25 protein-coding genes are annotated in these 26,904 nt (G+C 64.2%); 8 read left to right on the forward strand and 17 right to left on the reverse strand.

Features of this window, described 5'->3' with window-relative positions:
* Window positions 1-39: 39 nt before the first annotated feature.
* From MGN01_RS10715 to MGN01_RS10780, 14 genes are all read right to left on the reverse strand, one after another.
* Window positions 40-732, reverse strand: coding sequence for a response regulator transcription factor (locus tag MGN01_RS10715; RefSeq protein ID WP_238257820.1), 693 nt, complete (start codon window positions 730-732; stop codon window positions 40-42).
* Between the two features lie 23 nt (window positions 733-755).
* Window positions 756-1,274, reverse strand: coding sequence for a hypothetical protein (locus MGN01_RS10720; protein WP_147046611.1), 519 nt, complete (start codon window positions 1,272-1,274; stop codon window positions 756-758).
* Window positions 1,271-2,302, reverse strand: a complete 1,032-nt coding sequence (locus tag MGN01_RS10725; protein ID WP_147046612.1) for a YncE family protein — start codon at window positions 2,300-2,302, stop codon at window positions 1,271-1,273. The genes MGN01_RS10720 and MGN01_RS10725 overlap by 4 nt, the downstream gene beginning before the upstream one ends.
* Window positions 2,299-2,832 carry an SRPBCC family protein gene (locus tag MGN01_RS10730; protein WP_147046766.1) on the reverse strand — a complete coding sequence of 178 codons (534 nt, stop codon included), beginning with the start codon at window positions 2,830-2,832 and terminating at the stop codon, window positions 2,299-2,301. The genes MGN01_RS10725 and MGN01_RS10730 overlap by 4 nt, the downstream gene beginning before the upstream one ends.
* Before the next feature lie 35 nt (window positions 2,833-2,867).
* Window positions 2,868-3,851: a vWA domain-containing protein gene (locus MGN01_RS10735; protein WP_238257822.1), complete on the reverse strand. Its 984-nt coding sequence runs from the start codon at window positions 3,849-3,851 to the stop codon at window positions 2,868-2,870.
* Window positions 3,848-4,474, reverse strand: a complete 627-nt coding sequence (locus MGN01_RS10740) for an MxaK protein (protein WP_147046613.1) — start codon at window positions 4,472-4,474, stop codon at window positions 3,848-3,850. The genes MGN01_RS10735 and MGN01_RS10740 overlap by 4 nt, the downstream gene beginning before the upstream one ends.
* Window positions 4,471-5,523: a vWA domain-containing protein gene (locus MGN01_RS10745; RefSeq protein ID WP_147046614.1), complete on the reverse strand. Its 1,053-nt coding sequence runs from the start codon at window positions 5,521-5,523 to the stop codon at window positions 4,471-4,473. Before MGN01_RS10745 ends, MGN01_RS10740 begins: the two co-directional genes overlap by 4 nt.
* Before the next feature lie 4 nt (window positions 5,524-5,527).
* Complete coding sequence (locus tag MGN01_RS10750) at window positions 5,528-6,457, reverse strand: nonribosomal peptide synthetase MxaA (protein ID WP_147046615.1); 930 nt, start codon at window positions 6,455-6,457, stop codon at window positions 5,528-5,530.
* 7 nt (window positions 6,458-6,464) lie between these two features.
* Window positions 6,465-7,310, reverse strand: coding sequence for a DUF58 domain-containing protein (locus tag MGN01_RS10755; RefSeq protein ID WP_147046616.1), 846 nt, complete (start codon window positions 7,308-7,310; stop codon window positions 6,465-6,467).
* Window positions 7,307-8,338, reverse strand: a complete 1,032-nt coding sequence (locus MGN01_RS10760) for an AAA family ATPase (RefSeq protein WP_147046617.1) — start codon at window positions 8,336-8,338, stop codon at window positions 7,307-7,309. The genes MGN01_RS10755 and MGN01_RS10760 overlap by 4 nt, the downstream gene beginning before the upstream one ends.
* 274 nt (window positions 8,339-8,612) lie before the next feature.
* Entirely contained in the window at window positions 8,613-8,903 is a 291-nt protein-coding gene (locus MGN01_RS10765; protein ID WP_147046768.1) for a methanol dehydrogenase [cytochrome c] subunit, read from the reverse strand.
* Window positions 8,904-8,986: 83 nt separating this feature from the next.
* Window positions 8,987-9,589: a cytochrome c(L), periplasmic gene (gene moxG, locus MGN01_RS10770; RefSeq protein WP_147046769.1), complete on the reverse strand. Its 603-nt coding sequence runs from the start codon at window positions 9,587-9,589 to the stop codon at window positions 8,987-8,989.
* Window positions 9,590-9,660: 71 nt separating this feature from the next.
* A complete protein-coding gene (gene moxJ, locus MGN01_RS10775; protein ID WP_238257824.1) occupies window positions 9,661-10,548 on the reverse strand; it encodes a methanol oxidation system protein MoxJ in 888 nt (295 codons plus the stop codon).
* A gap of 178 nt (window positions 10,549-10,726) precedes the next feature.
* Complete coding sequence (locus MGN01_RS10780) at window positions 10,727-12,601, reverse strand: methanol/ethanol family PQQ-dependent dehydrogenase (protein WP_147046619.1); 1,875 nt, start codon at window positions 12,599-12,601, stop codon at window positions 10,727-10,729.
* Between the two features lie 499 nt (window positions 12,602-13,100).
* Here MGN01_RS10780 and MGN01_RS10785 point away from each other — a divergent pair, with 499 nt between their 5' ends.
* Complete coding sequence (locus tag MGN01_RS10785) at window positions 13,101-13,946, forward strand: S1 family peptidase (protein WP_147046620.1); 846 nt, start codon at window positions 13,101-13,103, stop codon at window positions 13,944-13,946.
* 892 nt (window positions 13,947-14,838) lie between these two features.
* Here MGN01_RS10785 and MGN01_RS10790 read toward each other — a convergent pair.
* Window positions 14,839-15,729, reverse strand: coding sequence for an alpha/beta fold hydrolase (locus tag MGN01_RS10790; RefSeq protein ID WP_147046621.1), 891 nt, complete (start codon window positions 15,727-15,729; stop codon window positions 14,839-14,841).
* Between the two features lie 245 nt (window positions 15,730-15,974).
* Here MGN01_RS10790 and MGN01_RS10795 point away from each other — a divergent pair, with 245 nt between their 5' ends.
* Window positions 15,975-16,502, forward strand: coding sequence for a gamma carbonic anhydrase family protein (locus MGN01_RS10795; protein WP_147046622.1), 528 nt, complete (start codon window positions 15,975-15,977; stop codon window positions 16,500-16,502).
* 98 nt (window positions 16,503-16,600) lie between these two features.
* Window positions 16,601-18,058, forward strand: a complete 1,458-nt coding sequence (locus tag MGN01_RS10800; protein ID WP_147046623.1) for an MFS transporter — start codon at window positions 16,601-16,603, stop codon at window positions 18,056-18,058.
* Window positions 18,059-18,204: 146 nt separating this feature from the next.
* On the opposite strand, the gene MGN01_RS10805 is transcribed toward MGN01_RS10800, so the two are convergent.
* Window positions 18,205-19,200, reverse strand: coding sequence for a GlxA family transcriptional regulator (locus MGN01_RS10805; RefSeq protein ID WP_147046624.1), 996 nt, complete (start codon window positions 19,198-19,200; stop codon window positions 18,205-18,207).
* Window positions 19,201-19,305: 105 nt separating this feature from the next.
* On the opposite strand from MGN01_RS10805, the gene MGN01_RS10810 reads away from it, so the two are divergent.
* The 5 genes from MGN01_RS10810 (at window position 19,306) to MGN01_RS10830 (ending at window position 25,305) form a co-directional block, all read left to right on the forward strand.
* Complete coding sequence (locus tag MGN01_RS10810; protein WP_147046625.1) at window positions 19,306-20,556, forward strand: sarcosine oxidase subunit beta family protein; 1,251 nt, start codon at window positions 19,306-19,308, stop codon at window positions 20,554-20,556.
* A gap of 107 nt (window positions 20,557-20,663) precedes the next feature.
* Complete coding sequence (locus MGN01_RS10815; protein WP_147046626.1) at window positions 20,664-20,951, forward strand: sarcosine oxidase subunit delta; 288 nt, start codon at window positions 20,664-20,666, stop codon at window positions 20,949-20,951.
* A complete protein-coding gene (locus MGN01_RS10820) occupies window positions 20,948-23,983 on the forward strand; it encodes a sarcosine oxidase subunit alpha family protein (protein WP_147046627.1) in 3,036 nt (1,011 codons plus the stop codon). The genes MGN01_RS10815 and MGN01_RS10820 overlap by 4 nt, the downstream gene beginning before the upstream one ends.
* Entirely contained in the window at window positions 23,976-24,596 is a 621-nt protein-coding gene (locus tag MGN01_RS10825) for a sarcosine oxidase subunit gamma (protein WP_147046628.1), read from the forward strand. Before MGN01_RS10820 ends, MGN01_RS10825 begins: the two co-directional genes overlap by 8 nt.
* A gap of 55 nt (window positions 24,597-24,651) precedes the next feature.
* Window positions 24,652-25,305, forward strand: a complete 654-nt coding sequence (locus MGN01_RS10830) for a helix-turn-helix domain-containing protein (protein ID WP_147046629.1) — start codon at window positions 24,652-24,654, stop codon at window positions 25,303-25,305.
* Between the two features lie 357 nt (window positions 25,306-25,662).
* On the opposite strand, the gene MGN01_RS10835 is transcribed toward MGN01_RS10830, so the two are convergent.
* A complete protein-coding gene (locus MGN01_RS10835) occupies window positions 25,663-26,268 on the reverse strand; it encodes a helix-turn-helix domain-containing protein (RefSeq protein WP_147046770.1) in 606 nt (201 codons plus the stop codon).
* Between the last annotated feature and the right edge of the window lie 636 nt (window positions 26,269-26,904).

Here is a 26,904-nt window from a genome sequence, read left to right on the forward strand (position 1 = left end):
CGACAGATCATCTTGCTGCCCGAGGATAAATCCGGACCCTCAGAGTCGCCATTGGGCCCGACGCTTATTTTCGGAAACGGCGACATGGATCAGTTCGGCGAGATTCTGGACGCCGAGCTTTTGACGCATGCTTGAGCAGGCGCTGATCACAGTCCGGTAGCTTACGGACAGATTGTCCGCGATGACACGATACGATTTTCCTCTGCTCAAGAGCGACAGGATCTGCAGTTCGCGCGCGCTCAACGCACCGAGCGGCTGGCTGCTTCTGCCCGTGGAGAGCATCGCAACCCGGGTTGCCAGACGATGCTCAAGGTATCCCTGCCCAGCCTGTACGGACCGTAAAGCTTCGATGATGGTCGCCGTCGGCGCATCCTTAAGGACGTAGCCAAGAGCCCCGCTCCCGACAGCGCGCGAGACCACGACCGGATCGTCGTGCATGCTGAAGGCAAGGATCCGCACGCCCGCCTGCAGCGCATTCATTCGGCGGATCAGGGAAAGGCCAGCAAGATCGCGGTCCTGGAAGCTGAGATCAGTGATGACGAGTTCATGCCTCAGCTTGTGGAAGTTGCGGTAGCCGGAGACGATATCCGTCGCCTCGTGGATCTGCCGGATGCCGAGATTTGCGGACGCATCCTCCAGAATCCGGCGCAAACCGCCGAGCACGACGGGATGATCGTCGATGATCAGGACGCTCGTCAGAGCCACCGTCTCCTTGCCGCCCTGCTGAACCAAGCGCGTGCGCTGAGCCTCCGTCTTCACGGCTTGGCCTCGCCAGTGTGCTGGGCGCCGTAGCGTTCGGAGAGTTGCGCGAGCGAGGCCTCGCGATCCACGCCTCTCCGACGCGTATTGAAGTAGTGCTGGCACATCTCGCCGAAGAGCTGCCTACCCCTGGCGCTGCGGGCGACAGCGGTCAGCCCCTCCAATAAGGCCTCGTAGGTCTCCTTCTTACCAGCTTCGCTCAGCATCCGGCCGAGCTGCACGGTTCGGTTGGCGATCATGCGCGGATCCTCGATGAAGAACGACTGCGCTTGGCCGAGACTGCGGCGCATTTGCGCGCTGGCGGCATCGTCGTTCGACAAGGGTCTGCCGGCTTCCCGGCTGGCAAGCCAGCGACCGGTATCCATCGCATCCGTCGGCGAGAGCCAAGCCGGTGTGTCGGTATCCGACTGCGTGGCGACGACCGACTGTTCCTCGGTTTTCGCCTGGTCCTCGTCCGTTTCACCGCAACCACCGAGCGCCGCGAGGACGAGCGACACGAACGACAGCCGCCTCATCGGACGACCTCGCTGCGCTGAGAACGGTCGTTGGGCGTCACACTGAGAGCGCGCGGCCCCTCGCCGACAGGGACACGGCCGATTTCGTGCAGGCTCGCGAGATCGATGACGGAAACGTCCTCCGAGAACCAGTTGGCGACGTAGGCGAGCGCACCGCTCACTACGATCCCCTCCGGATAGCGCCCGACCTTTACTGTTCCGCTCACCTTGAGATCGACGGCATCGATTACTGAAACTGTGCCGGCATGCTGATTGGTGACGAGAATGCGCGCTCCGTCGGTGCTGGTCGCAACGCCATAAGGCATCGCGCCGACAGGTACTGTGGCGAGCAGCTTTAGCGTGGCCGTGTCGATTACACTGAGGTCGTTGCTGCGCACATTCGCTACGTAGAGGCGATCCTGAGCTGGGCTGAGTCCGAGCGCGAACGGGCCTTCACCCACTGGGATAGTGGCAATCCGCTGCATGCGCGCGGCATTGATCACGCTGATCTGATGGCTTTCGCGATCCGCGACCCAGATCCGTCCGTCGTGACCGAGCGCAAGGTTGGCCGGATCCTTTCCGACGACAGCGATAGCGTTGACGGCCCCGGTCTCAGCATCGAGACGGGCGAGGTGACCTGCCTTCCAGTCACCGATGTAGACGAAGCGCCCATCCGGATCGGCAGCAATGCCGAACGGCTGGCCATCATAAAGCAGGCGCCTCAGCACGCGGTTCGTGCGGCCCTCGACAACGGTGATCGCACCATGGTCTGGATGCGAGAGGTAGATCCTGCCATGTGCATCAGTCGCGAGCGCAACAGGGCCGGCTTGAACGTCGATCGTCGCGGCGACGGTCTTCGTCCCTGTCTCGATCCGGGCGAGCTGCCCTGCGTCCTGGCTGGCGACGAATATCGAGGCGGCGGAGGCGACACCGGGCACAGACGAGATCAGGCCGAGCAGCAGTACAGCCTGCGCGGCCTCCCTCCGTGCGCGGAACAGGAGCCGCAGGCAGCCGCGTTGATTGCTGGTCTCGTCCCGGGAAGGGATCATTGCGTGCCCGAGCCCTCGACCTTGGCCTTCAGCCCCTTTAGGCCATCGTTGAAGAACCTGTTCATCGCCTCCTTGCCGGCTGCGTCGGACAGGTTATCGGGTGGCTCATTGCCGGTGTCGCCGCGATAGAACCGGCCCATCCATTCGACCTTGGAGCCGTCTCCTTCGGGCGCCACGGTGATCGTCGCCGAATAGGAGGAGACCGGCAGCGCCTTCAGATCGGGATCGGACATCCGGTAGGAATAGGTGAAGTTGTCGGCCTTCCACTCGTCGAGGCCCTCCTTCAGCACGCCGCCGCCCTTGAAGGTGAGTGTGCGGGTACCCCCTTCCTTGTCGCCGCCCTCACCGACGCTCTTCTCAAGACTGGGATGCCAGTTCTTGATGCCACCGAAATCACCGACGACCTTCCAGACCGCATCGGGCTTGGCCTTGATGGTGATCGTCTGGTCGATCTTCTGCGGCGTCGGGCCATGGGCGAGTGCGTCAATTGCGGTGAGGGCGAGAACGATGGTCGGGGTCACGAAACGCATAGTCACACGAGGCATGAGTCAGGCCTTCTTCCATCTCATCGGAAGGGAGCCCCCCGCCGCGTGAGCCCGAGCAGGGGCGGAGCGGCGAAGACGGCGATAAGCAGCGCCAAGGCGGCACTGCCGAGGAAAGGACGCAGGTCCAGACTGCCCGGTAGGGGGCGCGGTGTGGCCGCGCTCATCAGGGGATGAAGCAGGCCGCCGGGCCCGTCGAGATGCGCGTAGGTCAGGCCGGCCGCGCCCGCGAGGCTCTTCAGATAGGCTTCGCGCACCGAGGAGAGATGTTCGTTGCCCTTGGCGGCAACACTACCGAACGGCGCATTGCGCGGGTTGTAGCCCTCGCGGCTCTCGGCATCGGCCGGCGGCGGCCCGAAGCGGTTCTCCTGCTGGACGTCGGTCTCGCCGTAAAACCCGGTTTCGCGGCCGCGATCATCGAATTTCGGGATCTGCGAGAGGGCGTAGCCGCCGACACCGACGATCAGGCCACGCACGGCACCTGGCTTGCCCTCGAAACCCGCAGCGCCGGTGCTAGGAAGGGGCGGAGCCTCCTGGCCGTCGGAGATGAAGATTAGGTCGGTGCCGAGGCTCTCGGCCATCTCGATGGAGCGGAAAAGCCCGGCCGAGATCCGGCTGTCGCCTTCCCAGGCCATACGCCAGTCGAGAGCGTCGAGGGCGCCGTCGACTGGCGAGAAATCATGGCAGACCTCGATCGGTGTGAACAGCAGAAAGGGTCGGCGCTCGGTGAAGATGCCGAGGGCCAGCCGCGAGCCGCAGGGCAGGCGGGAGACGAGGTCGCGCAGAGCTGCCTTGGTGGTGTCCAGACGGCTCGCCGGGCTGCCATCCGCATGCTTGTAGTCGCGCACGTTCATGCTGCCGGTGATGTCGACCACGGCGAGCACCTTGACGCCGTCACGCGTAAGCGAGACGGTGCCGACCGTGAAGGTCGTGAGCACCAGCGCAAGCGCAATCGCCAGCGCCTGCAGGCGCTGATCGCGAAGGTTGCTGGCCAGGAACTCGTTCAAGGCGCCCCCCGCGGCTGGCCGGGGATGTCAGTCCAGATCTTCTTGCGCTCGGCCTTGAGGTCGTCGCCGTGCTTGCGGTCGAAATCCGGGAAGTCGCGGATCAGGCGCGAGGCCACGTCGAGGTTGAACTTCGCATCCCAGAAGTCATGCCGGGCCTGCAGAGCGCGCCGATAGTCCTGGCGGGCGAGGACGACGTGGGGGCCGGCCGGGTCGATATTGTTCTTGGCTAGATGCCCGAAGGCTTGGCGCAAGCGGCTGTTGGCCATCGCGTAGCGCGCGCGCGCCGAGCCGTCCGCATCGCCCCGCCGCTCCAGGGTCTGTACAAAGCCCTCGGCTTCCTCGAGCCGATCTTGCCGGGCGAGCAGTAGGACGCGGGCAACGAGGACGCGCGAGGGTGCTTCGGCCGAGACGGTGACGTCTCGGTTCGCAGAGAGATCAACGATGGTCCGGTTCGCCTCAGCAGTGCGCCAGGCCAGCCCGGCGAACGCGACGGCGGCGAAGCCGAGGAGCACCGGCAGGGCGATAAGCAGCGAGGGCCGGAGGCGATGCAGCCCGGCGGTGAGCTGCGAGCGCAAGCGGTCGAACGGCGCGGAGCTAGAAAAGGTTAGGTGGCCGGTGCTCATGCCGCGAGCCTCTGTTCGTCTGACGGGACAGCAGTCGTCGGGGAGGACCGCCGGCTAGCACGCCGCGGGTCAGCCTCCAGTAGCTTGCCCGCGACCAGCACTAGCAACCCGAGGGTGGCCAAGGCGTAGGCCGAGGGCGTCAAATCCCCGCGTGGGCGCTGCTCGGTATAGGGGATCGGGTCGCGCTCTAGGCTCTCGATCTGGCGTATCGCCTCGGCGACCTGCTCTGGGCCCTCCGCCTCGAAGACGCGGTAGGGCGTGCCAAGGCTCTTGAAGAAAAGGTCGAGATGCCGCTCAGGTGCCGCCTGCGGAGTGTCCTCACCGGCCGGCTTGTCATGGATCGAGGGCGATCCCTTGGTGCGCAGGAAGAGCCAGTAGAGGTTCGGATGGATCTTTGAGAACTCGGCGCGCAGGATCTCCTGGACCTTCGGATCGATCACCGCGGCACCGTCCGAGACCAGCAGCACTGCACGCGAGACTTGCACGGCCTCGGCGCCGAACTGAGAAAGCGCCATGCCGAGCCCGCGGGCGACGTTAGTGTAGTCGAGCCCGGGCCGGTCGATGGCGGCGATGGCTGCACGCACGGCATCGTGCCGGTCGGTCATCGGCACCACCAGCATCGGCGAGGTCGAGAAGGCAGTCACGGCGAACTGGTCGTGGGCACGGCTGCCGACGAAGTCGCCGAGCAGCCGCCGCGACGCGGCCGCTTTCGACTCCTCAGCGCCGGAGGGCTGCTTGCCGGCGAAGGTCTCGTTCATCGAGCCAGAGCGGTCGATCAACATCGAGACCTGAGCACCGACGCCAATGCGAGTGACCGTCTCTCCTGATCGGTACGGGCCGGACAGAGCCACGATCAGGGCGGCAATGGCGAGGACGCCGGCGATCTTCAGCACCCAGTCGATTGTCCGCGAGAGGCCATCGGCCGGGGCGGCATCGAGGGCTGAGAGCGAGATCCGGCGCTGGCTGGAGACCAGCAGCGGCAGCAGCGCCAACGGCAGCAGCAAAAGGACAAGTGGCAGACTCGCGCCGAGGCGGGAAAGTAGGGCCATCGCGTCAGCCACCTGCCATCCGCTCGGCCGCGGCGAGCTTGCCGGCCGTCGCTTCGACCTCCGCGAGGGACCACTGGCTGCGAGCAGCCGCCGTTTCTCGGCCGAAGAAAGTCAGCCGCGAGGCATGGAAGAAACAGGCGAGACCATTTTCCTCCACCCGATAGGCTGGATGCCGCGCGAGGAAGGCGGGTAGGTCGTCCGCCAGCACTCGGCGCCCGTCAGTCTCGTCGAGTCCGCGATGCAGCGCGATCAGCGCCTCGCGATAGGCGATATCCTGGTCCGGTCGCCGTCCTAGGCCGCGAAGGCTGCGCTGGACCGCGGCGAAGGCGCGACCCCGCCGCTTGCCAAACGGCCCCCATGCCCGGTCGCGGGCGAGCAGGATGAGGGCTAGCAGCGCGAGGCCGGCAAAGAGCGCCGCCCATTTCAGCTGGGGCTCGGGATCGAGCAGCGGAGCGCGCCCATCCGGCCGCATGTATTCAAGCGGATCCTCGCGCGGCGGCGGCTGTACCTCACGCAGCGGTGACACGTTGATCGACCAGGCAGGGACCTGCGCCTTGGCCGTCGTGATACCACTCTGCCCATTGCTCGCGACGGTGAGCGCGAAGCCCGGGATCTCTAGGGCGCGAGCATCGAGCGCCGCATAGAACGATTGATAAACGAGGTTCAGGCGGATGCGGGCGGTATCGGCCTGCCTAGTCTCGTCAACGGTGATGCTGCGTAACTCAAGCCAGTAGGTCACCGAACCCGGCTGCGGCAGCGAGGCGGCCTGCACGGAGAAGCCCGGATCGACCTTGATGTCGACCTGCACGCGAACGAGGTCGCCGACGAAATAGCCGAAAGGCCGCGGCGCACGCACCTCGACCGAGCGCACCTGCGCCCATGCCGGGCCGGTCAGCGCGAATAGGGCGAAGAGTAGGAGGATCAGACGCCGCATCGCCAACTCACGTCGTCATCAGATGACGGCTGAGCGCCTCAGCGTCGAAGCGTACGTCCAGGCGAAACGGCGGCCGGCCGTAGCCCGAGGCTATGCGGTGTAGCCTGTCGAGGCGTGCGCGTTCGCGCTCGTGCCAGCGGCGGCGCAGGCTGGGACGCATGAACACTACCCGGCGGCCGCCCGCCTCAAGGTCGTCGAATTCCATCAGGCCGAAGGAGGGAAGCGCCTCATCCTCGGTCCGGTCGGCCAGGAGCACCGGAATCACGTCATTCAGGGCAAGGCTCGATAGCACCTCCTCGATTAGTGCCTCAGGCCACCGGAAATCCGAGATTACGAAGAGCATCTTCGGCCGGCCAGCGAGACGCACGGCGACAGCCGCGAGGCCGCGCGCGCTGTTGCCAGCGCAGACTGCCGTGGCGAGCCGCGCGGCGCGCTCCATGGCGATGCCCTGGCGACGGGTCGCGGGCAGGAAGACGTCCTCGCGGATGCAGTCGTCGCAGCCGATCAGTCCGAAAGCGTCGCCGATCCGTGTCGCCGAATGGGCGAGCCCGGCGCAAAGATCGGCAACGAGCGCCATGCGATCGGCCTCGCCACGAAACCGCATCGAGGCCGAGAGGTCGACCAGCGCCCAGACCTCGATTGCGGTGCGCGTTTCGAAGCGGCGAACATAGGTGCCTTCGAACGGGTCGCGCAGCGTCGCGCGGATGTCGACGCGGCGGGCATCGGGCAAGCGTAGGAACGGCACCTGATCGCGGAACGTCCCGAGGCCGCCGGCATCGCGGCCGCGATGAGGCCCGACCGTGCTGCCGCCCGGCTGCCAGCGCGGGAGATAGACGACCTCGCCCGTACTCACGGCGCCGGCACCATCTCGAACACCGCACGAATCAGACCCGGTACGATGGTCTCGCGGCGCATCTCGTAGACCGGCTCGAGGAAGACGCGGTGCGCCATCACCTCGGGGAAGACGTCGCGGATGTCTTCCGGCACCAGGAACTCGCGGCCATCTAGCCAGGCACGCACGCGGGCGGCGCGCACCAAGAAGGCGAGGCCGCGGGGCGAGACACCGCCTTTGATCAGTGCCGCCATGTCGATACCGGAGATCCGGATGCCGGCCTCGGCCGGCCGCACCAGCGCCTCCCAGAGGGCAACGACGTAGGCCTCGATTTCCGGACTGGCCTGGATGGTGTGCTGGATCGCGCCCGCGATCCCGGTCACGGCGGCATGGTCAATCACGCCTTGTTGCAGGCCGTTGATCAGGGCGTCGGTGTCGTGGAAGCGCGGATCGAAGACGAGGTCGCGGCGGGCCTGCGCGTCCCGAGGGGCCTCCATGCCGATTTCCATGAGAAAGCGGTCCCGCGCAGCGGCCGGCAGCTCGAAGGTCTCCTCGCGTTCGACCCTGTTGCGGTCGGCGAAGACCTGGAGGTCCGGGAAACGGTATTCGCGGTTGAAGGCGGTGAGGCTGCGCTCTGCCATCAGGCGCAGCAGCAGCGAATGCACTTGGGGTCGGGCGCGGTTGATCTCGTTGAAGAAGAAGACCGACAAGTCCTCGGCCCTGCGCAGGACAGGCCCCGGCTCGACGCGCGGGCGGCCATTGTCGGCGAGATAGGTGTGGTAGATCAGGTCGGACGGCATCATGTCGACCGTGCCTTCGACGCGCTCGTAGGCGCCACCGAGCGCCCGAGCCACCGCCCGCAGCAGGGTGGTCTTTCCGACACCGACATCGCCTTCAAGTAGCACGTGGCCCCGGGCGAAGATCGCGATTGTGACGAGACGGACCGCTCGCTCCTGGCCAACGACGACCTTGCCGACCTCGTTCTGAAAACGGGTCGCAGAATCGCGCCAATCGGTGAGCATCGCATCGCCGTGGCGAATGGTGTTCATTGTTGTTGAACCATGGATCTTTGTCGCCTCCACGCGAGGCTCTGCCGCTATCGATGCGATACCTACCCGCGACTTCACCCTGAGGGGCCGAAGCGAAGCGGAGGCCTCGAAGGGTGTTCCAGTTCGCGCTTCGCCATCCGGAGAATTTTTCGAGGCCGCTTCGCTTCGGACCCTCCAGATAAGGTCGCGGGTAAGAACACGCGCCAGACCGGTAGCCTCGCCTCAGTTGAGGTAAGGATGCGCGACGCGCCGACGGCAAGTCGCGCATGTGGGCTCAGTTCGCCGAGATCTTGCTGACGTCGTACTCGAACTTGCCCGTCTTTTTAGCGTTCTCGACGCGCTGTTTGTTGCGCGCCTCCATCTGTTTGATGGACTCAGCCTGTTTGCTGAGCTCTTTCGGATCGTGCTTGGGGTCGTACTTGGACCCCGCCACCTTGTCGGGGAAGCCGGGTTTCGGCTCCCAGCAATTACCCGGGGCCTTGCACTTCTGGCCGTCATAGGCGGCCGCTGGCAGAGCCAGCGTCGAACCGATCACCAAGACCGCAGCATAAACAAGTGTCCGCATGATCACTCCTCCGTCTCTTCCCACATTGCGACTCTGCTGCCGCTTATTCGCCGCTCTATTGGCGGCATACTCATCGAGAACGATCATTGCTCCAGCGGCTTGCACTGGCCTTTCTCGTCCTTCGAGAAGTGTTTTCCTTCCTTGTATGGCTTGTAGTTTTTCTTCTGCTCAGCATTGAGCCAAACGGCATCTTGGACTGGGCCTGTATAGAGGTGGCGGATCCAAGTGATGATCTGGAGGGCCTCGTCGGGATTGAGATCCTCGTTGTGCGGACCCATCATGCCGTTGGCGCCGCCCCAGATCGTCGAGAACAGGCCGACATCCGTCGTGTTGGAGGGATAGGTCCAATAATTGTCGTTGAGGCCCGGTCCGACCTTCCCTTCGGCAAGATGGCCGTGGCAGCCGGAACAAGAGGTGAGATAAAGGCTCTCGCCGTTCCGCAGGCACGACTTGTCACCGATATACTTGTTCTTGCCGGTCTGCTTGAAGTGCTTGAACGCCTCGGTATCGCGTCCACCGGGCTTACCCTCATCAAGGTTCATGATCTCGCCGGTGATCGTATTCCGGAACTCGACGCCGGTAGTCGACGGACCCGTCTGCGGTTGAGCCAGCGCGGATGTCCCAAGCGAGGCCAACAAAACCGAACCAAGAAGAGCATACGCTGTTACTGTCACTGATCTGATCATCGTCTGTCCATGTTTCGAATGCGTCGAGCCTCGACGGTTCGGGCGTCGCGGCAGGGGGCGCACCTGGGCCGTCAGTTCGAGACCGGCGCAGTCGGCACGCCCTCGTCCTTCAGGATCGCATCGATCCGCGGCTTCGCCTTGGCGATGCCGGCGTCGAGCGCGTCGCGCAGGGCCGCCTCGCCCTTCCGCACGCCCATGGACTGGTCGTAGCTCTGGGGCATCCGCTGGCCGTCGCTGCGCACGGTGTCGTCGGGCACCAGCGTCATGCGCAGGGGCGTGGTGGATTCCTTGACGTAGCGGCCCACCTCGGGTGCGAAGGCTACGGCGACGTCGGCCTTGTTGTTGACAACCTCGCTGACGATCCGGCCGGAATCTATTTGCGTGTACTGGTTGCGTGGGGCTCGGAAGTTAACCAGTGAGTAGAGGTAGGCCATGTCCTCTTCGTAGCGGCCAATATCCTTGAGCATCGCCTCGCCGGGCGTGCCGAAGCCGACCACCATGTGGTCTACCGTCTTAAGGCGTGGATCAGCCCATGACTTGATGTCGAGGTCCTTGTCTGCGCGGGTGATGAAGACGTAGCCGGTGCGATAGTAAGGCTTGGTGGTGAGCACCCGCGGATCGTCGCTGTCCAGCCCGACCACTACGTCGCAAAGCTTCTTCTCCAGCCCGTCGCGTACCAAGTAGATCGCGGCTTTCGCATGCCAGACAAAGACCGGTTTGCGGCCCATGGCCTCGGCGACCGCAACGGCGATCTTGTTCTCGAGGCCTGATCCGTCTTTCATGGAGAGTGGGGGCTGCTTCTCGGAAGCGCAGATGCGCAGGACGGAAGGGTCGACGGGTGTGGCGTCCACGACCTTCGCGGGAGCCGTCGTGCTCTCGGATGGCGGAACCTGAGCCTCGGATTCGCCCGCGGCGATCGCTGAGCCAGATGCGAGGGCGAGAAGGGCTGCAGCTGACATCGCCGCGAATTGTCGTCCGGTGACGATCCACATGGTCGTTAAACCTGTTTCCGCGTTGATTTTATGTTGGAGTGGAGAGCGGGCCGGGATGGCGCTCCCAGTGACCCGTCTCTTCTGCTGTTCCGCGTAAGGCCCCGCCGGCCAGGAGTGACCGGCGGAGCTCCACCGTCAGGTCGACTTACTTGGAAGCGAACTCACCGACGTTCGGGTCGTCGTAGGGGCCCTTGCCGTTGAGCGAGAACACCATCACGCCACCGCCCATCTGGGTGTAGTTGGCGAGCCTCTTGAAGGCACCGACCGCGCCGAGACCAGCGGTCGGATCCTGCAGGTCGAACACCAGGCCGACGCCCGGCCAGCCGCCGACGCCGTAATTGATAGCGACGTACTGCTCACCCTTGTGGGTGTAGGTGATCGGGTAGCCGATGGCGCCGGACGGTAGCTTGAACTTCCAGAGGAGGTCGCCGTTATCGGAGTCGCGCGCCTTGATGTAGCCGTCCAACGTTCCGTAGAGGACGATGTCGCCAGCCGTGGCCGTCGTTCCGCCCCACACGGCGAACCGCTCCATCTTCTCCCAGTTGAACTTGCCAGTGATCGCGTTGTAGCTCTTGATCTGGCCGAGTCCTTCGTAGTTCTGGCGGTCGCCCTTCGGACCCGGATACATGTTCAGCGTCGCGCCCACGAAGAACTGACCTGCGCGGTAAGGAAGCATGAAGGGCTCCCAATCCATGCAGATGTGATTGATGCCCATGAAGAAGGCTTGGCGCTTCGGGTCGTAGGAGTCGTGCCCCTGGTTGTGATAGCCCATTGCCGAAGGACAGATGTCCTTGGCGAGGTGGTCCATCCGGGTGCCGTATTCCGGATCGCGCACCGGGGTGCCCGACTTCAGGTCAACCGACTTGAACACATTGACGGTGTCGTCGATCTTGTTGGCGGAGACCAGCGAGCCGTCGGTTCGGTCGAGCGTATAGACGATGCCGTTGCGGTCCGGGTGGGTGAGGAGCTTCCTCATTTTCCCATCCTTATCCTTCTGCTCGGACAACATCATTACGTTGACGCCGGCATAGTCCCACTCATCGTGCGGGGTCTTCTGGTAGCCGAAATGCGCCTCGCCCGTATCAACGTCGCGGCCGAATATGGTCATGGTCCACTTGTTGTCGCCCGGACGCATGGTCTCGTTCCACGGTGCCGGATTACCTGTGCCGAAGTAGATCATGTTCGTGCCCGGATCGTAGGCGTACCAGCCCCAATTGGTGCCGCCGCCAATCTTCCAGGCGTCGCCCTCCCAGGTCGCGGTGCCAAGGCCCTTCTGGCCATAATGGGCGTTCTTCACGTTGAAGTCGTCGGCCAGCAGCAGGTCCTTATCCGGACCGGTTGCGTAGGCGCGCCAGACCTGGGCGCCCGTCTTCACGTCGTAGGCGGTTAGATAGCCGCGCACGCCGAGTTCGGCACCCGAGGAACCAACGATCACCTTGTCCTTCACGACATAAGGCGCGATCGTCAGGGTAGAGCCGACCTTGATGTCTGAGTTCTCGACCTTCCACACGGTCTCACCGGTCTGCGCGTTGAGCGCCACGACGTGACCGTCGAGCTGAGTCTTCAAGATAAGCGCCGGGCTCTTGCCGTCACCCGGGTAGTAGGCGAGACCGCGGTTGACGAGGTCGCAACATGCCACGGCGCGGGCAGCCGGGTTCTGCTTCGGCTTGTCCTGCCACAGGATGTGACCCGGATCATCAAGACCTAGGGCGAAGGTGTAGTTCGGGAACGAGGTATGAATGTACATCTTGCCGTCGACAACGAGCGGCGCACCCTCGTGACCGTTGAGCAGTCCTGTCGAGAACGTCCAGGACACTCGGAGATCCTTCACGTTACTCTTATTGATCTGTTTCAACTCGCTGTAATTGTTCGAGTCGTAGTTCTTGCCGGGCATCACCCAATTATCGTCGCTCTTCGATAGTTCGACGAGTTTGTCATCGGCCGCGGCGGCGATGCTGGACCCAGCGATCGACGCGAGCGCCATCACCGCCAAAGAAACCGAATTCAAAAGTCTGCTCATCCTGCGTCTCCTAGCCTGTCCGCCCCGTCTTTCGACCTTGCGGTCATGCGTGGCTATTTCCCTCAGGGCCGGAAGCACATCTCAGTCAACAACCGCTTTTCAATCTCGATCAATAAGACCACGATAAGAATAGCATTGTCTTATGAGATTTTTATTACTGCTTCACGTCCAGTTATTTCTAGACAACAGATTGGGTAGAAGTCTTTAGAACCTTCGACATTTATGAGCAGGTGAATTTGGCATCCGAGACCAGTGCAATGCGCAACTTCGCTTTTCCGGTTCACCGAGCTTGACGCTTCGCGCCGTGCATCGCACGACTTTGCGTGACAGCTGACGTGCGATGTTCGAAGCGGCAGTGTGGAGGGGCTATGCTGCCACGGCTAGGCGAGGAACGATGTCTAGCAAGGATGCGAGAGCTTCGCGGAAGCGAAATTTTATCTTGGGCGCAATGCTTCGCTAGATTTTCTTCATAAAAACTTGGATCGGACACGCAAGTGCAATGCCGCAGCGCAATGTCGACCAGTTTCTACGTGCAGTAGTCGGTCAGGCCGTCCTTGCCGGACTGGGCCTTATTGGCTCGTTAAGCTGCGGAGTAGCCGTAGCCGCACTTTATCCGCACGATGGTCGGCGTGACATGACAGGCGCCGACATCCAGCGCTACCACGGAGCTGGCGTATTATTTTGTCGGCGTCCGGATGGAGTACCGCAAAAGGCCGCAGCGGCTTGGCTGATCGGCAATCCATCCTTGGTCGTCATGAATGCCCATAATTTCCGCAATCGGAGGATGGAGACGACGCGCAACGTCGCTGACTGCTACTTCCAGATCGGCGGCCGCAACTACAATTTTGATCCAGGCAGCCTGCGCCTTGGCACGCCGCCGCACGCCCGCTCTCTGCACATCACCGATGATTGGGCGTTGCTGCGGCTATCTGAGCCGGCAGTGGGGATCCCGCCGCAGCCTGTCCCAGATGCTCCCTCTTTGCCGACCGGCGTTGGAGAATTGCCGGTGATCATGGTGTCGCCGGGCGGTCACGAGAATTACCGGGGGCCGAGCAGCATCGAGACTTGCTTCATTCGGCAGATCGACCCGCCGAGCGAGGATGAGATCCGGCGCGTGCGTCACGACTGCAACGACGGCTATGGTGGCTCCGGCTCGGGCCTGTTTGACGCGACCGGCCGTATGCTCGCCATGCAGAGCGCCTCCCTCTCGATGAACTCGCGCCGCTCCTTCGACATTGAGTTCCACTACGGCTCGGCACTTCTCTTTGAAGGTGAGCTTCTGTCCGCGATCCGACAGGAAGTCGGAGCTTTGGCGTCCCCTCCGAGCTCTCCTGTCAGCCGCTAGTCGAGACTATGCCGTCAGCGTTCAACGGCTGATACGCCGTCGCACGCCTTTTTGAGCAGAATGCCAAGACAAGAGTTGAAGTACGTCCGACCTTGCGGTGGAAGGGCGGCCTAGAGCACTCTACTGGGAGTGGCCGTTCTACCTTCGATCAGCTATCGCTGAACGTGGATTGTCCACTTATTGAAGTTGGCGACGGACGGCGGACTGGCAAACATCCACCCAACCCGGTCAACGAGCATACGGCATCTGTGTCCGCTTCCGGAAAGGTGCTGACCCTCGCTGAACGGCGGCGATGGGCGCTGAGCGGTCAGACAGCCGTCTGGCAAATGACTGATTCCAGGCAGCCCGTGATCGACCAAGAGCGGCGCAGTGCGTCGACCACAGCCAATTCAGGAATGCCCAATCCTCTCCGGTCAAAGCCTAGAGGTAGCCTAGCTACATTCGGCCGGAGCCAGCCCTTAAACGCGCCCGGTCAGTTGTCTTTCAATCTCCGAGATCCGGGGTGGCGCGGACTTCTCTTACTATTTATCTAGCAATATCAATGACATATGTGTTCGCAGTTTTATTCTGATTGGCGCGCCACTCCTATAAAATTGTGAACACCGGGCTTGCTGGACCTCTCGATCGGCGGCGTCCAACGATTGCACGCTGTATAGTCTCGGTCGCCACGAATACAGGCGCGACTAAGTTGCGCGGGCTCCGGAAGATACTGAGCTGCACATTTAGACATCTAAATCTGCAGTACTGCGCATGGGATGCGACGATCTGGTCGATGGCATCATCGCCCCTCACGGTACTGAGTTTTCACCGTTCAGATTGAGTTGGCCGGCGCGTTGATGGTGATCATCCGGCGATGGACTTCAGGTGTGCCGAGCGCGGCCATTTCAGCGACCTAGCTGACCAGAAAGGTCTCAAGCGCGGCCAAGACGAGGTCCGGGCGCTCCTCCTGCAAGGTGTGTCCGCAATCCAGCGCGTGACCTTGAACGTCGCGCGCCTTGTCCCGCCAAGTCGCCAGCACATCGTAGGTGCGCCCGACGGTGCCCTTCGCGCCCCACAGCGCTAGCAGAGGTATCTCGATCCGCTTATCCGCATCGGCCGCGTCGTGTTCCAGATCGATCGTCGCCGCAGCTCGATAATCCTCACAGATGGCGTGACGGGTCGCCGGATCGCTGTAGACGCGCAGGTACTCGGCAAAGAGCTCCGGCGTGGGAGATCCTGGCGTCTTCGATTGGCCCTCGACATGGGTGCGCAGGAAGAATTCCGGATCGGCCGCGATGAGCCGTTCCGGCAGTGGCGCGGGCTGGATCAGGAAGAACCACCAGAAGTAGGCGGTGGCGAAGGCCTTATCGGTGCGCTCGTACATCGTTGCCGTAGGAGCAATGTCGAATACCGCGATCCGGCTGACGGTCTGCGGATGATCAAGCGCTAGGCGATGAGCAACGCGGCCGCCACGGTCATGTCCGACCAGCGAAAAACGCTCGTGGCCTAGGGCGCACATGAGTGCTACGGCGTCGGCTGCCATCGCGCGTTTGGAATAGTTCACGTGCCGCTCGCCACCCTCGGGCTTGTCCGAGTCGCCGTAGCCGCGCAGGTCCATCGCCACGACGTTGAAGCGCTCGGCGAGCTTCGGCGCGACAGCGTGCCAAGTCGCATGCGTCTGCGGATGCCCGTGCAGGAGCAGCAGGGGCGGTCCCGAGCCGCCGACGGCGGCGTGGATGCGGATGCCGTTCGCGTCAATGTCGCGAAGTTCGAAACCTGCGAGGAAGCGATCCGTGTCTGCCATCGTTCGATCCTAGCCTCGGAGCCACGGCTGAGCGGCATGGTACCGCTGTTTGAAGGATCTGACCGCGGTAGCTTGATCGCGCGGGTAGTGCCGTCCGCGTCGAAGCCCAGACCAGCACGGCCTCGCGCCTGGCCGTTACTCGTTGCCTGCAAGGACCCAAGACGCCGACTCTGCGCTGGATCCAATCGAGCACTAGCTTAGAGGTCATGGCAATCCTGCCCGCTTGACCTGCGAACGATATGCCCATGCCGCTCTACTCGCTCGACGACATCGTACCGGTCCTCGAAGACAAGACCGTTTGGATCGCTCCGGGCGCCCATGTGATCGGCCGCGTGCGCCTTGGCGCCGGCGCGAGCATCTGGTTCGGAGCCGTCCTGCGCGGTGACAACGAGGAGATGCGGATCGGCGCAGGTAGCAACATTCAGGACGGAGCCGTCCTGCACTCGGATCCCGGGTTCCCACTCACCATCGGCGCCGGAGTCACCGTTGGTCATCGAGCGATCGTCCATGGATGTACGGTCGGCGCGAATTCGCTGATTGGCATGGGAGCCACGGTACTGAATGGGGCCCGGATCGGCCGACACTGCATCGTCGGCGCCAATGCGCTTGTGAAGGAGGGCGCCGAGTTTCCGGATAACAGCCTGATCGTCGGTATGCCGGCGAAGGCCATCCGCAACCTCGATTCCGCCAGCGCCGAGGATCTGCGCGCCCTTGCCGAACGGTATGTGGCCAGAGCTGGCCAGTATGCTAAGAGCCTCGCACTCCACGAGTAATCGTCCAGACAACACTGGGCCCAACCGCCTGCTGCGCCCCATGAATTAAGCCGGGGAGGGGTGGCCAGGTTTCTCATGCCCAACGAGGCTGCACCGACTTGAACGCACCGCATCACCTCCGGCCGGCGCTCAGCCCGGCGGAGATCCGCTCGATCCTTTTCGGGTTGATCGCTGCCATGCTGCTTGCGGCCCTCGATCAGACCATCGTGGCCACCGCCTTGCCGACCATCGGGCGGGAACTCGGCGACGTCGAGAATCTGCCTTGGATTGTAACGGCTTACCTCCTCGCCTCGACGGCCGTGACGCCGCTCTACGGGAAGCTGAGCGACATCCACGGGCGGCGCGTCATGCTGCTGATTGCCATTTCGACTTTCAGCATCGGGTCCATGTTCTGCGCGTTCGCCCCGAGCATGATCGCACTGGCACTCGCGCGCGGCCTGCAGGGCATCGGCGGAGGCGGTCTGATCGCGCTGGCTCAGACCATTCTCGCGGATATCCTCTCGCCCAAGGAGCGGGCGCGCTACCAGGTTTATGTCGCGAGCGTGTTCGTCACGTCGTCGCTGGCCGGCCCCCTGCTCGGCGGGTTCCTCGCCCAGCACCTGCATTGGTCCTTCATCTTCTGGATCAACCTGCCGATCGGCCTGCTCGCCTATTGGCTGACCAACGCGAAGCTGAAGCTGCTGCCGCGCAACGAGCGCCGGCACCGGCTGGACTATGCCGGTTCGGTTCTGCTCGTGGTCGGTTCGAGCGCGCTGATGCTGGCGCTCAACTGGGGCGGTGTGAGCTATCCCTGGAACTCGGCGCCCGTCATCGGCCTGCTCGCCCTTGGGGCGCTCGCCAGCGGCGGCTTCGTGGCGCGTCTGATGACGGCCGCCGAGCCCCTGATCCCGTTGAACGTGCTCAAGGATCAGGTGGTCTACACGGCGACGCTGTCGGCCTGCTTCGCCATGGGCACGTTGATCGGCCTGACGATCTACGTGCCGCTCTTCCTCGAAGGCGTGCTCGGAATGGAGCCGAGCCGGTCCGGCGTCGCGATGGTGCCGCTCATGGTCGGAACCGTCGTCGGCGCGACGATGTCGAGCCGGTCGATGATGTACTTCCGGCATTACAAGCGCGTGCCGATCGCGATGCTCGCGGTGAGCTGCGTCTGCTGCGCCGTCATCGCCATGAAGGGCGCGGCCCTCTCGCTCTGGCTGATCGAAGCGCTGTTCGTGCTGCTCTCCATGGGCATCGGCACGGTGCTGCCGCTGTCGACGATTACCATCCAGAACACCGTGGAGAGGCACCAGCTCGGCATCGCGACGGCATCGATGAATTTCTTCCGTTCGCTCGGCGGCGCCCTGATCGTCGCCGTGTTCGGCACGATCGTCCTCGGTGGGGCGGCAGGGGGCGAGACCGCCGCGGGTCACGGCATCGCGAGCCTTATCCATGGGAGTGATGCGGCACGTCTCGCCGAGACGTTTCGGCTGATATTCGCCGCCGCCTGTATCGGCCTCGTCCTCGCGCTCGTCTTCCTGACGATCATGGAGGAACGTCCGCTGCGGACATCGGCGTGAAAGAGATGGCGGCCGCAGGTCGCGCAGCCTGCCTCGCACTGCAGCGCCTCGGGCTCCCAGTCCCCGATTGAGCTGTCGTCCAGCAAAGATGGATCCACGCGCGCTACGCTTCTTCCATGTGAGCGCTCGTGGACACCCGACGGTGATTAGCTCTCCGCCGCTAGGTCGCGCCGGCGCCGCTCTGCGCGGGTGAGTTCATCCGAGTTCAGGAAACCGGTGGCAGCAGCGATCTCTGCGGCCGAGAGGCTGCTCTCGCGACGGAGCTGGTGGGCGCGGTCGAGCCTTAGGTCGAGATAGTGGCGGTGAAGACTGCGATTCATCAAGTCTCGGAACAGGCGTTCGAGTTGGCGGGTCGAAACGTTCGCGAGCCCGGCTAGCGCCTCCTTCGACAGCGGTGCCTCGAGGTTTCCCTCCATGGCGGCGAGAACTCTCAGCAGTCGCGGATCGCGCACGCCGAACCGCATGCGCAGGTCCATTCTCTGGGGGCTCAAGCCCTCACGGATCTGGTTATGGAGGAACCAGTCGCTCACGCCTGCGGCCAGCCCAGGCCCATGATCGCGTTCGATCAGGTGCAGCATCATGTCGAGGGCAGCGATGCCACCTGAGCAGGTCACCCGCTTGTCCTCGACCTCGAAGAGAGAGCGGACCACGTCTATTCCGGGAAAACTCTCCTCGAAGGCCGGGACGTGCTCCCAGTGCAGGGTGCAGCGGCGGCCATCGAGAAGGCCGGCCCGGGCAAGGAGGTAGGGGCCGCCTGAAATCCCCCCGATCGTCGCTCCGCCATGGGCAAGTGCCCGGAGCCAAGCGAAGAGATCGGGGTCGACGAAGGTGGCGGGGTTTCCCCCGGCGCAGACGAAGACCCGGTCCGTACCGCGCTTGGCGGAGCCGACCTCGACATTGGTGAGAATGTCGATGCCATTCGAGGCGCGCACCGTCCCGCCGCCGGGCGCGGCGTGCCACCACTCGTACAGCGTGCAGCCCGACAGCGTGTTGGCCGCCCGCATCGGTTCGACGGCCGCGCTGTACGCCATCAGCGGAAAGTCTGGCACCAGGATGAACCCGACGCTGATCGGCGCCCGGGGTTCGATGCGAGGCGGCTTGCGGCCGGGCCGGACGCGACTGGCGGCAGAAGGCGTGCTCATTTTTGCGCTTTTTGCTGGAAACCTGTCATGAAATGCCAGGATGCGTCCCGTGGAGCGCAGTATCAAGGCTGTGACATACGATCACGACCGGCGACGGGGATCTCCATGCGCTACTCGCTCTTCAGCGTTCTCGGCCAAGCTCTACGCGGCCAGAAGGACTGGAAGCCGCAATGGCGCGATGCGGTGCCGCGCACCGAGTACGACGTGGTCATCATCGGCGGCGGCGGCCACGGGCTCGCGACGGCCTACTACCTCGCCAAGGAGCACGGCATCACGAACGTTGCCGTGCTCGAGAAGAACGTGATCGGCTCCGGCAATGTCGGGCGCAACACGACGATCATCCGTTCCAACTACGGCCTGCCGGGCAACATCCCCTTCTACGAGCACTCGATGAAGCTCTGGGAAGGCCTGGAGCAGGATATCAACTACAACGCGATGGTCAGCCAGCGCGGCGTCCTGAACCTGTTCCACTCCGACGGCCAGCGCGATGCCTATGCCCGGCGCGGCAACGCCATGCGGCTCGCCGGCATCGATGCGGAACTGCTCGACCGCGAGCAGGTCCGGCAGATGGTGCCTTTCATCGATTTCGATAATGCCCGCTTCCCCGTGAAGGGCGGCCTCGTGCAGCGCCGCGGCGGCACCGTGCGCCACGATGCGGTGGCCTGGGGCTATGCCCGAGCGGCGGACGAGCGCGGCGTCGACATCGTCCAGAACTGCGCCGTGACCGGCATCGCCCGCGAGAATGGCCGGGTGGTCGGCGTCGAGACCAGCCGCGGCTTCATCCGCGCGAAGAAGATCGGCATCTCGGTGGCCGGCTCGTCCTCGCTGCTCGCCTCCATGGTCGATATGCGGCTGCCGATTGAGAGCCACGTGCTGCAGGCCTTCGTCAGCGAGGGGCTGAAGCCGCTGATCGACTGCGTGATGACCTTCGGCGCCGGCCACTTCTACGTCAGCCAGTCCGACAAGGGCGGGCTCGTCTTCGGCGGCGATATCGACGGCTACAATTCCTACGCCCAGCGCGGAAACCTCGCGACGATCGAGGACGTGATGGAGGGCGGCATGGCCCTCTGGCCGGGCCTAGGCCGCGTGCGGCTGCTGCGCCACTGGGGCGGCATCATGGACATGTCGATGGACGGTTCGCCGATCATCGACCGGACCGATATCGGCGGCCTCTATCTCAATGCCGGCTGGTGCTACGGCGGCTTCAAGGCCACCCCGGCTGCGGGCTTCTGCTTCGCGCACACCATTGCCCGCGACGAGCCCCATCCCGTCAGCGCCGCCTACCGCCTCGACCGTTTCGCGACCGGCCATCTCATCGACGAGAAGGGCATGGGCGCGCAGCCGAACCTGCACTAGAGCCGCGCCCGACAGGTCGGGCACGGCTCTAAGCCATTGTTTTGTCGTGCTCTCTTTCGCCGAACCGGCGGCCACTTCGGCGGAGAGCACTCCGAGGAGCCAGTCCCATGCGCATTCGATGCCCCCATTGCGGCGAGCGTGACAACGGCGAGTTCAGCTACCTGGGCGACGCAACGGTCGTTCGTCCCGACGGCATGAACGCCTCGGCCGAGGCGATGCACGACTACGTCTACCTGCGCGACAACCCGGCCGGCTTGCACCGCGAGCTCTGGTACCACGGCGCCGGCTGCCGAAGCTGGCTCGTCGTGACCCGCGATACCCGCACCCACGAGATCCGTGACGTGTCTTCGGCCCGCGACGTCGCGCTGGCCCGCCACACGGGAGACGCCGCATGACCACGATGACTCTCAGGCGGTCCGACGCGGATATCGCCGCGGAGACCCCGGAGCGTAGCCAGGCCTACCGGGTCGCGAGAGGCGGCCTCGTCGATCGCCGCAAGCTCCTCGATTTCAGCTTCGACGGCACCTCGTACAAGGGCTTCCAGGGCGACACGCTGGCCTCGGCGCTGCTCGCCAACGGCGTCCATCTCGTCGGGCGCTCGTTCAAGTACCATCGCCCGCGCGGCATTCTGTCGGCGGGTTCGGAAGAACCGAACGCGATCGTCGAGCTGCGCTCCGGCGCGCGTCGCGAGCCGAACACCCGCGCCACCGTCGCCGAGCTCTACGCAGGCCTGGAAGCGAACAGCCAGAACCGCTGGCCGTCGCTCGCCTTCGACGCGCTCGGCATCAATGCGCTGGCGGCGCCAATCTTCGCGGCGGGCTTCTACTACAAGACTTTCATGTGGCCGGCCTCCTTCTGGGAGAAGCTCTACGAGCCGATGATCCGCCGGGCCGCTGGCCTCGGACGCGCCGCGAATGCGCCCGACCCGGATACCTATGACCGGATGCATGCCCATTGCGACGTGCTCGTCATTGGCGGCGGCCCTGCCGGTCTCTCGGCTGCGCTGACCGCTGGGCGTGCCGGGGCGCGGGTCATCCTCGTGGACGAGGATTTCAAACTCGGTGGGTGTCTGCTCGCCGAGAACCAGTGGATCGGCTCGCAGGCCGGCGTCGAGTGGGCCGCAGCGGCTCTCGACGAACTGATCAGCCTGCCGGAGGTTCGCATCCTGACGCGCACGACGCTGTTTGGGGTATACGACCACGGCTCCTACGGCGCCGTCGAGCGGGTGAGCGACCACCTCCCGGTTCCCGGCGCACATGCGCCGCGCCAGCGGTTGTGGCGGATCACCGCCAAGCGCGCGGTTCTTGCCGCCGGTGCGATCGAGCGTCCGCATGTCTTCGGCGGCAACGACCGGCCGGGTGTCATGCTGGCCGGCGCGGTTCGCGCCTACATCAACCGCTACGGCGTCCTGCCAGGCCACAAGATCGCCGTCGTCACCTCGAGCGACGATGGCTGGCGCACGGTGACCGACGTGCTCGCCGCCGGCGGCCAGATCGCGGCCGTCATCGACACGCGCCGGTCGGTGCCGCACGAGCTGCGTCGCGCAGCCGAGAGCGCGGGCGCCACCGTCGTTACCGACGGCTATGTCGCGGGGACCCGTGGGCATCTCCGGTTGAAGGCGATCGAGGTCGTCGATTCCTATGGCAGCGCGCAGACCATCGCCTGCGATTGCCTGGCCATGGCCAATGGCTGGAATCCGATCGTCCACCTCGACTCGCACCTGTCGCGCAAGCCGGTCTGGAACGAGGACATCCATGCCTTCGTCCCGGCAGCGATGCCTCAGGGCATGGTAGCGGCGGGCGCGGCGGCAGGGCGCTTCACCCTGGCGGAATGCCTTGCGACGGGCGCGGAAGCGGCCGCTGACGCGGCACAGCATTGCGGCTTCGAGCGGAAGCTCTACCCGGTTCCGGGCACGGAGCCGGAGAGCACCGGCTATACGCCGCTCTGGCGGTCGCCCCGGATCAAGGGCAAGGCCTTCGTCGACTTCCAGAACGACGTCGCCGCCTCCGACGTCGAGCTGGCCCATCGCGAGGGCTTCCGGGCCGTGGAGCACCTCAAGCGCTACACGACCCTCGGCATGGCAACCGACCAGGGCAAGACCTCGAACCTTGCCGGCCTCTCAATCATGGCCGAGCTGACCGGCCAGGCGATCCCGAGCGTCGGCACCACGGTGTTCCGCCCCCCCTTCACGCCGGTGGCACTCGGTGCGCTGGCCGGCCATCACCGCGGCAAGGATTTCCGCGCGACCCGGCACGTGCCCTCGCACGCCTGGTGCGAGGAGAACGGGGCGGTCTTCGTCGAGACCGGCCTGTGGCTTCGTCCGGCCTACTTTCCGCGGGCCGGCGAGAAGGACTGGCTCGAGAGCGTGAACCGCGAGGTCAACACAGTCCGCTCGAAGGTCGGCATCTGCGATGTGACGACTTTGGGCAAGATCGACATCCAGGGGCGCGACGCGCTCGCCTACCTGGAAAAGTTCACGGCCAATCCGTTCGGTAGCCTGCCGGTTGGCAAGGCGCGCTACGCGATCCTGCTGCGCGAGGATGGGATCGTCCTCGATGACGGCACCATCGCTCGCCTGGGCGAGAACCACTACGTGATGACAGCCTCGACCGCGAATGCGGCGAAGGTGATGCAACATATGGAGTTCTGCCGGCAGTGGCTCTGGCCCGAGTTCGACGTCCAGATCGCCTCGATCAGCGAGCAATGGGCGCAGTACGCAGTCGCCGGCCCCAAGGCTCGCGACACCCTGCGCGGGGTCGTGGACCCCGAGTTCGACATCTCGAACGAGGCATTCCCGTTCCTCGCCAGCGCGAACATCACCGTCGGCGGCGGCATCCCGGCGCGGCTGTTCCGGATCTCGTTCTCGGGTGAGCTCGCCTACGAGATCGCTGTCCCAGCGGCCTATGGCGACGCGCTTTGGCGGGCGATCATGCAGAGCGGCACACCGCACGGCATCACGCCCTACGGCTCGGAAGCCCTCTCGGTCATGCGCATCGAGAAGGGCCACGCGGCCGGAGCCGAGATCAACGGAATGACGACGGCCGCCGATATCGGCCTCGGCGGCATGCTCGCCAAGAAGAAGGACTATATCGGCCGCCTGATGAAGGACCGTCCCGGCCTGACGGAGCCGGATCGTCCGACCCTGGTCGGGGTCCGTCCGGTCGACAGATCCAAGCGTCTCAGGGCCGGCGCGCACATCATCGCGCTCGATGCCACGCCGAGCCTCGAAGCGGATCAGGGCTTCCTGAGCTCCGTCGCCTACTCGCCGAGCAACGGCCACTGGATCGGGATCGGCTTCATCAGCCGCGGTCCGCAGCGGATCGGCGAGCACGTCCGCGCCTACGATCCGGTGCGGGGCGAGGATTTCGAGGTCGAGATCTGTTCGGCGGTCTTCGTCGATCCCGAGGGGAGCAAGATGCATGTCTGAGGCAATTGCGAGCATGTGGGCCCCACGCAGCGCCTGGGCGGGCTACGCGAAGCCCGGTCGTCACGGCCGCACACAGGGCGAGGCCGGTGTCCGGCTGACCCTGCGCGACGGCATCGGGCTGGCGACGGTCATCGTCGCCGACGGACAGACGGACGCCCTGCGCGCCCTTGTTTCCGAGCGGTATGGCTGGACGCTGCCCGAGCCGGGGAGGGCGCAGCTCTTCCGCGACCGGGGCCTGGTCTGGTCTGCCCCGGGCCAGTGGCTCGCTGTCGCCGAGACGCGCGAGGCCCTGCGCGACCTGCCCCAGGCTTTCCGCGGCGTCGCTGCCGTGACGGATCAGAGCGACGGACGGGCCGTCGTGCGGGTGTCTGGACGCAATGCCAGGACGGTGCTCGAGAAGGGCGTCGCCGTCGACCTGCATCCGCGTGCCTTCCAGGCCGGGCAGACGGCGGCGACCAGTATCGCCCATATCGGCGCCCAGCTCTGGCAGCTCGACGACGTCCCCACCTACGACGTCGCAGTTGCCCGCAGCTTCGCCGGCAGCTTCTGGTCCTGGCTGACCGAAGCCGCCGCCGAGTTCGGTTACGAGGTCGAGCAGGGGCCTGCTCACTGACCTCCGTGTCGGCCTCGATCCGACCGGCCGACCCAGCGCACTGAGGCAGCTTCCGATGGCGCAGATCAGCAAGGTTTCTGCCGCGAACCAGGGGCTCGATCTCTCGACGGGATCGAGCGCGCCGCAGGAAAGCGCTAAGTCACTGGAAAAGGCGATTGGATCTCAGGTCCGCATGCTGCGGCGTGCGCACGACCTTTCGGCCGCCGAGCTCGGCAATGCGGCCGGCGTCTCGCTCGGCATGATCTCGAAGATCGAGAACGGGCAAATCTCTCCTTCGCTCTCGACCATCAGCGCCATCGCCGGCGCACTCAACGTGCCGTTCACATCGCTGTTCTCCTCCTTTGAGGAAAAGCGCGACTGCTCACACGTGAAGAGCGGGCAGGGGCTCATCATTGAGCGCCGGGGCACCAAGGTCGGGCACATCTACGAACTCTTGGGAGCGGCGCTCGGCGGCGACATCGTCGTCGAGCCTTACATGATCGATCTGACCGACGACGCCGTTCCCTATACAAGCTTTCGCCATGCCGGGATCGAGTTCATCTATATGCTGAGCGGCGAGATCATCTACCGCCACGCGAACCACGATTATCGTTTGCTGCCGGGCGACTCACTGATGTTCGACTCGGCCGGTCTTCATGGACCGGTGCAGATCATCCAGCCGCCTATCAAATACATCGCCGTGATCATCTACCCGCGGCAGTCGACCTGAATGCTGCGAAGCCGCTCAGCTCTCTGAGAGCGTGCAAGGATCTCCCGACAGAAAAGGGCTTCACCGAACAAGTGTCGGCGAAGCCTTGAGTACATGGGAGAAATCGTGATCAGGAGCAGCCCGCACCGACGCTTCAATCACAAAAAGAAACTATCATTCCCTGAGGGAAACACAAGCGACGAAGTGCATGTTCCTCAAGAAGACGAACTCGTCTCTTATGCCAGCTCTACAGCCGTCATCAGGAGGCGCACGTGCGCTTATCCGCGGCTAAAACGCGGCCAGCGCGACCACGATCTGCAACGCCTTGCCCGTTCGCAATGCCGGGAAAGCGTGTGAAACAGCAAACTCCGACCAGTATCAGGCGCGCGGATAGGAGATGATCGCCAGATAGGTCATAGGCTTTTTCAGGAGCTTTGCCGGTCCGTGCAGCGCCTCGGCATCGAACATCAGAGAGTCGCCAGGCGTCAGATGGTACTCCTGGTCGGCATGGCGGTAGATGACCTCACCGGCCAGCATATAGATGAACTCGATGCCACCATGCCGGAAGCCCGTATAGGCTTCGGCGGCATCTTCTAGAGTAATCAAATAGGGCTCGACGATCAGCTCCCCGCGCAGGCCGGCGCCGAGAAGTTCGTAGATGTGACCAACCTTCGTACCGCGACGCTCGATCACCACGCCCTGACCCTTCTTCACGTAGGAGCAGTCGCGGCGCTCCTCGAAGGCAGAAAACAAGGCTGTAATCGGTACGTTGAGGGCATTGGCCACCGAATTGATCGAGGCGAGGGAAGGGGAGATCTGCCCGTTCTCCATCTTCGAAATCATGCCCGGCGAGATGCCAGCGGCGGCCCCGAGGTCAGCGACGGACAGTTCGCGCTCACGGCGAAGCGCACGGATCTGATGGCCCAGTGCCTTCTCCAGATCTCGCTTGTCCTCGACCGGCGCATTTGAGGCCGTGTTCAGGATGCGTTCCTGCGGAGGCTGGTTCGGCACGCGACTCTTCATCTGGGAGAAACCACTCGCCTCATTCTCACATGGATGGGCGCAGTCGGGCGGCCCATCAATGTGTGCACTGCAAGAATCAATATTCGTGTGACCGTTCGCATCTTCAGCGAGGGTCGCGAACGAGTTGTGCGTCTCTCATACGTTACCGCGAACCAAAACTGCTAACGCGGGCACCCCCATAACGAACTACATGATAAGTGCGGAACTTCGTGAGAAGACGCTCGCTCGCGAAGCTTGCCTACAATCGCGGCGGCGGATGATAAAACATTCGTCATCCGCCTACCGACCTTGCAAACGGCAGTTCTTGCTGCACGGCAGTATGATTTCAGCGCTTGACATTCATTTTCCCTTCGAGAAATTATCCTTCGCAAAGAGAAGGTCACCCGCCCATACCCGGCAAGATGTTGCCGCGTTTTGCGTGGTTGGCAATCTCTCCGACGCATTCGCGGAGTTGGGCGGTGTTGGCCTGTGCAAGCATGCCACGCCCGACGCGCATCAATGCCGCGTTCGTCGATGCAGGAAACGCGACGCCCGAAGCCCGCCGAAGAAGGCTCGATCGTCCATTTTTCGGCTGCACCCTTCGGGCTCTATTTCGTA

The sequence above is a fragment of the Methylobacterium gnaphalii genome (assembly GCF_007992215.1).
Classification (GTDB): domain Bacteria; phylum Pseudomonadota; class Alphaproteobacteria; order Rhizobiales; family Beijerinckiaceae; genus Methylobacterium; species Methylobacterium gnaphalii.

Excerpts from the sequence above, each read along its gene's own strand:
- MGN01_RS10720 (WP_147046611.1), bottom strand. The coding sequence starts at position 1,274 with ATGAGGCGGCTGTCGTTCGTGTCGCTCGTCCTCGCGGCGCTCGGTGGT.
- MGN01_RS10725 (WP_147046612.1), bottom strand. The coding sequence starts at position 2,302 with ATGATCCCTTCCCGGGACGAGACCAGCAATCAACGCGGCTGCCTGCGG.
- MGN01_RS10730 (WP_147046766.1), bottom strand. The coding sequence starts at position 2,832 with ATGCGTTTCGTGACCCCGACCATCGTTCTCGCCCTCACCGCAATTGAC.
- MGN01_RS10740 (WP_147046613.1), bottom strand. The coding sequence starts at position 4,474 with ATGAGCACCGGCCACCTAACCTTTTCTAGCTCCGCGCCGTTCGACCGC.
- MGN01_RS10745 (WP_147046614.1), bottom strand. The coding sequence starts at position 5,523 with ATGGCCCTACTTTCCCGCCTCGGCGCGAGTCTGCCACTTGTCCTTTTG.
- MGN01_RS10750 (WP_147046615.1), bottom strand. The coding sequence starts at position 6,457 with ATGCGGCGTCTGATCCTCCTACTCTTCGCCCTATTCGCGCTGACCGGC.
- MGN01_RS10760 (WP_147046617.1), bottom strand. The coding sequence starts at position 8,338 with ATGAACACCATTCGCCACGGCGATGCGATGCTCACCGATTGGCGCGAT.
- MGN01_RS10765 (WP_147046768.1), bottom strand. The coding sequence starts at position 8,903 with ATGCGGACACTTGTTTATGCTGCGGTCTTGGTGATCGGTTCGACGCTG.
- moxG (WP_147046769.1), bottom strand. The coding sequence starts at position 9,589 with ATGATCAGATCAGTGACAGTAACAGCGTATGCTCTTCTTGGTTCGGTT.
- moxJ (WP_238257824.1), bottom strand. The coding sequence starts at position 10,548 with ATGTCAGCTGCAGCCCTTCTCGCCCTCGCATCTGGCTCAGCGATCGCC.
- MGN01_RS10780 (WP_147046619.1), bottom strand. The coding sequence starts at position 12,601 with ATGAGCAGACTTTTGAATTCGGTTTCTTTGGCGGTGATGGCGCTCGCG.
- MGN01_RS10785 (WP_147046620.1), top strand. The coding sequence starts at position 13,101 with ATGCCGCAGCGCAATGTCGACCAGTTTCTACGTGCAGTAGTCGGTCAG.
- MGN01_RS10790 (WP_147046621.1), bottom strand. The coding sequence starts at position 15,729 with ATGGCAGACACGGATCGCTTCCTCGCAGGTTTCGAACTTCGCGACATT.
- MGN01_RS10795 (WP_147046622.1), top strand. The coding sequence starts at position 15,975 with ATGCCGCTCTACTCGCTCGACGACATCGTACCGGTCCTCGAAGACAAG.
- MGN01_RS10805 (WP_147046624.1), bottom strand. The coding sequence starts at position 19,200 with ATGAGCACGCCTTCTGCCGCCAGTCGCGTCCGGCCCGGCCGCAAGCCG.
- MGN01_RS10810 (WP_147046625.1), top strand. The coding sequence starts at position 19,306 with ATGCGCTACTCGCTCTTCAGCGTTCTCGGCCAAGCTCTACGCGGCCAG.
- MGN01_RS10815 (WP_147046626.1), top strand. The coding sequence starts at position 20,664 with ATGCGCATTCGATGCCCCCATTGCGGCGAGCGTGACAACGGCGAGTTC.
- MGN01_RS10820 (WP_147046627.1), top strand. The coding sequence starts at position 20,948 with ATGACCACGATGACTCTCAGGCGGTCCGACGCGGATATCGCCGCGGAG.
- MGN01_RS10825 (WP_147046628.1), top strand. The coding sequence starts at position 23,976 with ATGTCTGAGGCAATTGCGAGCATGTGGGCCCCACGCAGCGCCTGGGCG.
- MGN01_RS10830 (WP_147046629.1), top strand. The coding sequence starts at position 24,652 with ATGGCGCAGATCAGCAAGGTTTCTGCCGCGAACCAGGGGCTCGATCTC.